This is a genomic window from Nitrospirota bacterium, assembly GCA_016214385.1.
Lineage (GTDB): Bacteria > Nitrospirota > Thermodesulfovibrionia > UBA6902 > JACROP01 > JACROP01.
This window is the reverse complement of record JACROP010000005.1, coordinates 1-5546: the sequence shown is the minus strand read 5'-3', so window position 1 is coordinate 5546 and position 5546 is coordinate 1. Positions and strand designations below refer to the sequence as shown.

6 protein-coding genes are annotated in these 5546 nt (G+C 42.4%); all 6 read left to right on the top strand.

What is annotated here, in order from left to right; translation table 11 throughout:
• Positions 1-392: 392 nt before the first annotated feature.
• Complete coding sequence (gene gcvH, locus HZC12_00215) at positions 393-779, top strand: glycine cleavage system protein GcvH (protein MBI5025161.1); 387 nt, start codon at positions 393-395, stop codon at positions 777-779.
• On the top strand, positions 779-2164 hold the full coding sequence (gene lpdA, locus HZC12_00210) for a dihydrolipoyl dehydrogenase (GenBank protein MBI5025160.1): 1386 nt from the start codon (positions 779-781) through the stop codon (positions 2162-2164). Before gcvH ends, lpdA begins: the two co-directional genes overlap by 1 nt.
• Positions 2165-2350: 186 nt before the next feature.
• Positions 2351-3736 (top strand): hypothetical protein, encoded by a 1386-nt coding sequence (locus HZC12_00205; GenBank protein ID MBI5025159.1) that lies wholly within the window; start codon positions 2351-2353, stop codon positions 3734-3736.
• A gap of 63 nt (positions 3737-3799) precedes the next feature.
• Positions 3800-4645: a 3-deoxy-8-phosphooctulonate synthase gene (gene kdsA / locus HZC12_00200; GenBank protein ID MBI5025158.1), complete on the top strand. Its 846-nt coding sequence runs from the start codon at positions 3800-3802 to the stop codon at positions 4643-4645.
• Positions 4646-4650: 5 nt separating this feature from the next.
• Entirely contained in the window at positions 4651-5130 is a 480-nt protein-coding gene (locus HZC12_00195) for an OmpH family outer membrane protein (protein ID MBI5025157.1), read from the top strand.
• A 20-nt stretch (positions 5131-5150) separates the two neighbouring features.
• Positions 5151-5546, top strand: a 396-nt coding sequence (locus tag HZC12_00190) for an SIS domain-containing protein (GenBank protein ID MBI5025156.1), incomplete at its 3' end; no start/stop codon positions are given.

Here is a 5546-nt window from a genome sequence, read left to right as displayed (position 1 = left end):
ATATCCCTGCAATGAATCATCCATGGAGGAGGTTTAAGCCAGTGATACAACATAACAGTTATCAACAGAAAGAATTACAAACATGAAAACCGGACATTTCTATTTTGCTAAGAATAGGACATTTCTATTTTGCTTTGACAAGTCTAGCCATTTTTCTTGACAAAATATAAAACCTGTGTTAAGTATTTCTCACCTATAAGTCGGGAGGATAAAACATAAAACCACAGAGAGCACAGAGAGCACAGAGAGCACGAGAAAATGGAGTATTGGAGTTTTGGAGTATTGGATACTAAATAGACATTACTCTATCACTCCATTGCTCCAAATTATAGCTCTGTGTCCTCTGTGGTTAAATTTTGACAATACTAATTTAAATTAAAGGAGGGTTGAAAATGAATCCTGAGGGCATTAAGTATCACAGAGAACACACATGGGTAAAGGTTTCTGGCAAAAAGGCTACAGTCGGAATTACGAATTACGCTCAGGAATCGCTCGGTGACATTGTGTATATCGACCTGCCAGAAATCGACACAGTTGTAGAGGCCAATTCAGAGCTTGCAGAGATAGAGTCTACAAAGGCTACATCTTCTGTTATAAGTCCGGTGAGCGGAACAGTAATTGAAGTTAATGATGAACTTGTCGAAACCCCTGAAATAATAAATGAGGACCCGTACGGCAAGGGCTGGATTGCCGTCCTTGAAATAGATAACCCGTCTGAAGTGAGTGATTTAATGGATGCGTCCGAATATGAAAAATATGTCGAAGAGGAGGCAGAATAGTGCGCATTGCTATTGTTGGCGCTGGCCCTGGCGGATATGTCGCCGCTATAAAGGCTGCACAACTCGGTGCGCAGGTAACAGTAGTTGAAGATACAGAAGTTGGTGGAACCTGCCTTAACAGAGGATGCATTCCCACAAAGGCACTCGTAGCTTCTGCAGAGGCTTTTCATAAGGCAAAAAGTCTTGAAGACTATGGTCTTGAACTCACAGGAGAGGTGCTGCCGAATCTTTCCAAAATAATGGAGAGGAAGAATAAAATCGTTTCAACACAGGTAAAGGGCATCAGGGCCCTTTTTAAAAGCTGGGGGGTTAATCTACTTGAGGGCAAAGGCATCATCTTAAGCCCTGAGAGGATCGAAGTTCAGAAAAGAAATGGCACAAGGCTTATTGTAGAGACAGATAAAATTATCATTGCCACGGGTTCAAAACCTGCCCAGTTTCCACTCTTCCCTTTTGACGGAGAGAGGATATTTTCAAGCGATGATGCATTAAACATAAAAGAGATTCCGAAGAGTCTCATAATAATAGGTGCTGGTGTCATAGGTTGCGAGTTTGCATGCATATTCAGAGAGTTTGGAACAGAGGTGACTATTGTTGAGATGCTTCCGAGAGCTGTTTCAACAGAGGATGTAGAGATATCAGAGCTTCTTGAAAAAGAGCTTAAGAAGAAAAAAATAAAGCTGATGACTGGAGTGAGTGTTGAGAGGGTCGAAGGTAAAGAGGATGGAATCCATGCCTTCCTTTCTGATGGAAATGAACTTGTAGCAAAAAAGGTCCTGGTATCCATAGGAAGGGCATTGAATAGTGATGGTATAGGCCTTGAGGCCGTAGGGATTAAAAAGGGTCCAAAAGGGGAAGTCCTTGTAAACGAGAGGATGGAGACGAATATCGAGGGAATCTATGCTGCAGGTGATGTGGTTGGAGGGATTCTCCTTGCCCATGTTGCCTCAAAAGAAGGTATCGTGGCTGCCTTAAACGCCTGCGGCAGGGATGCGAGCATGGACTATTCTGTTGTGCCGGCTGCCATATTCACAACTCCTGAGATCGCATCTGTAGGATTGCGGGAACATCAGGCAATCGAGAAGGGGATAGAGGTCAGGACTGGACATTTTCAATTCAGGGGACTTGGCAAGGCTCATGCAATGGGAGAAATATCAGGTTTTGTAAAGATAGTTGCAGATAGGACAACAGATAAAATCCTCGGTGCACACATAATCGGGCCTCATGCCGCTGACCTTATACATGAAGCATCCCTTGCCATTGAAGCAGGCATTAAAGCAAAAGAACTCGCTCACGCCATCCATGCTCATCCAACACTTTCAGAGGGATTAATGGAGGCCGCAGAAGATGTGCATGGCTCCGCAATCCATGCGCCTAAGAAATAGTGTTCTACAGCGAAGTCGAAGCGGCCTCGGAATCGACTCGTTCCGTGACTGTGGCCGTAAGGTCGCTGCGATCGGAGATTCGTACCGAACTCATTTCCGGGTTGATATTTTGAAGAATCCCCCAGCAAGCTGGGGAGATTGCGGCGGGCTTTGCGTGTTTAATAACCTGAAACTGGTATCACACAAATGATCTTTAAGGCTAAAAAGGCTGGGTTGACCTGGATTGCTCATGCAAAAGAGACAAGAAAGGGATTATTTTCTGAACTTGATACCCTCCTGAAAGGCATGGACAAATTTTTTTATAGTGAGAACTTGCCATTCCCACAAGGCAGAGACCCAATAAGTGTTAATTTTTATACTCAACTCTGTATAGCAGGAGATGTTATTTTCAGGGTCCTCGGAATCCTTGAGACCATAATGCCTGAGGACAGGAAAAATCTATACTGGTTTCAGAAATTCGCAGAATCCAGGTTCCTGGGCGAGTATAAGAGGAACCGTTACAGGGAAGATCTTTTAAAGCAGGATACTCCCGAAGATAGTTTTTATTTGCTTTATGACTCATTCGTCCATCTGAAGGGGCTTGTATCTGACCTGTTAAAATCCGACTACATTCCCTACATGAGTTTTTTAAATTTTGGCCGGTTTATTACCAAGGAAATCAGGAGCAATGTTTATTTTAATCCATTTAAAAAAGAGTTGAACCTTACTGTTGACCGCATAGCGAATGCAGCCATAACTGAGATTACGAAAAAGATAGATGAAAAAGAATTGCGCAAACAGGTGTCAATTATTTTCCTGTATTTTTTCAGGTTCTTGAGGTATTTAAATTATGTGGATATCTCGCCACAACGGGCAATATCTTTCAGCACCTCAATCCTGATCCTTATCCTTATTCGTTCTGAGATAACTTCCTTCAGAAATTACCTGGATGCCCTGAAAATAAAGGATGAGGGTCTACAGTTTATAATAAAGGGCATTTCATATCAATCGTTTATTGAGTCAAAGAGGGTATATATGCAGGAGTTAAAAGATATATTTGAAAAAAAAGGTCAGGAATTGCTAAAGGGCAAGATAGAGAACAGCTTTGGCATCTTAAAAAACTTATTTGAACAGGGCATTGTCCAGCTTGCACAATATCTTCACCCTGATGTCAGGGGTGAAGATATTTTTGAAAGTTTTACCGCCAAACTTACACAGTCATTAAAACTGCGCGAAGACGTCGCAACCCTTCATTTCCTGATAACCAGATTTCTCAATTCTGCCTCTGACATAGAAGAGCGTAAAAGACTCTTTTATTCCCTTCACAATTTCATGCAGTATTTTGAAAGTTTTACATTCAGGTTGTTGAGGTATGACGATTATGAGGAATTTGCAAAGTTTTTTGAAGAAATCTCACTTTTTAATGAATTATCTGTCTTAGAGGAGCAAAAGATCGAAAACCTATTTAAGAAGATGGAGTACTTCAAAATATTTTTAGAGACTACGATACGTCATTTAAACAACAGGACAGAACTCAGTAATAAGCCATTGGACGATGAGAGAATCAGGGCGCTGGCCAGCCAGTATCTTTAACTGGCAAGTGTCCAGTGCCGCAAATTTAAAATTAAAAATTATGGAATTCCTTTATTCTGAATTATGCTGGCGACTAAAGAGATAAAGATAGGAAATGTTGTAATTGGCGGCAAGAACCCCCTTGTTTTAATTGCCGGCCCATGTGTAATAGAGAATGAAGATATAACCTTTCACACAGCAGAAAGATTAAAAGATATATGCAGCACTATCAGACTTCCTTTTATATTCAAAAGCTCCTATGACAAGGCGAACAGGACATCCCTTTTATCCTACAGGGGCGTTGGACTTGATAAGGGTTTGCGGATACTATCAGATGTCAAAAATAAATTTAATATCCCTGTTATATCGGATGTGCATTCTATCTCTGAGATTAAACCTGCATCTGAAGTCCTTGATGCACTCCAGATACCTGCCTTTCTCTGCAGGCAGACTGATTTGATCCTCGCAGCATCCAATACCGGCAAGCCTGTAAATATAAAGAAGGGCCAATTCCTTGCACCATGGGATGTAAAGAATATAATTGATAAATTCACATCGACCGGCAATCGTAATCTGCTTATCACCGAAAGAGGGACATCCTTCGGTTATAATAATCTCGTTGTTGACTTTAGGGGATTTCTGATCATGCGCACCTACGGCTATCCTATAATTTTTGACGTAACTCATAGCCTCCAGCTACCAGGCGGGCAGGGCACTTCTTCCGGGGGACAGAGGGAATTTGCAGAACCACTCGCAAGGGCAGCAGCCGCTGTTGGTGTTGATGGACTATTCATGGAGGTTCATCCAGAGCCAGACAAGGCATTATGTGACGGGCCGAATATGATACCCCTGGATAACGCATATCGATTATTGAAAACAATAAGTGATATCCATAGCCTATTATCGAAATCAACGGGGATGGTACAATGAAGACGTTGTCAAGGTTTTTATTCATTTTGTCTATAGGTTTTATTATCGGGCCGGCATCAGTTTTTTCCTCTGGAGAGGACAGAACTGCACAAAAGGATGTCCCTTATTTCACAGAAGAGGATCTCGAGAGGTACAAAGAATCCTCCGGGGATAACCCTCAGACCGAGAGATTAGACAGGAAAGCGGAAGGTAAAGAAAAAACAGGGAAAGCTAAAAAGGAAGAGAATAGAGAATACTGGTGTAAGACGGCAAATACGTACAGGAATAAAATAGATAAGGCCAGGGATGAGATTGCAGAAATAGAAAAGGAACTTCGTGGGGAGGGCGGTACGCCTTTGGGTCCGAGAAAGAGAAGAACTCTTGAGAATGAACTCAGGCGTGCACAAAAACAGCGTAGAAATGCTGAAAGAGATCTTAGTGAACTCGAAGAAGAGGCTCATAGGAAAGGAATTCCTCCGGGCTGGTTAAGATGCCAGTTTGAATGAGAAGTTTCTGGGAGTAATAGATGGATGACATCCTCGATATAGCAAAAAAGGTCTTAAAGACAGAAGCAGAAGCGATCTCTGCGTTGACAGAGAAGCTCAATAGTAATTTCGAAAAAGCGGTTGATATTATTTACAAAAGCAAGGGCAGGGTAGTTGTTACAGGCATGGGAAAGTCAGGGCTTGTTGGCAAAAAGGTAGCAGCCACGCTCGCATCAACCGGCACCCCTGCATTCTTCCTGCATCCTGCTGAAGCAAGTCACGGAGACCTCGGCATGGTTACAGCCGATGATGTGGTTATTGCAATATCGAACAGTGGTGAGACAGAAGAGCTTGTCGATTTAATACCATTTTTAAAGAGGTTCAATGTGGGCCTCATCTCCATGACAGGGAATCCCAATTCTACCCTCTCAAAGGCT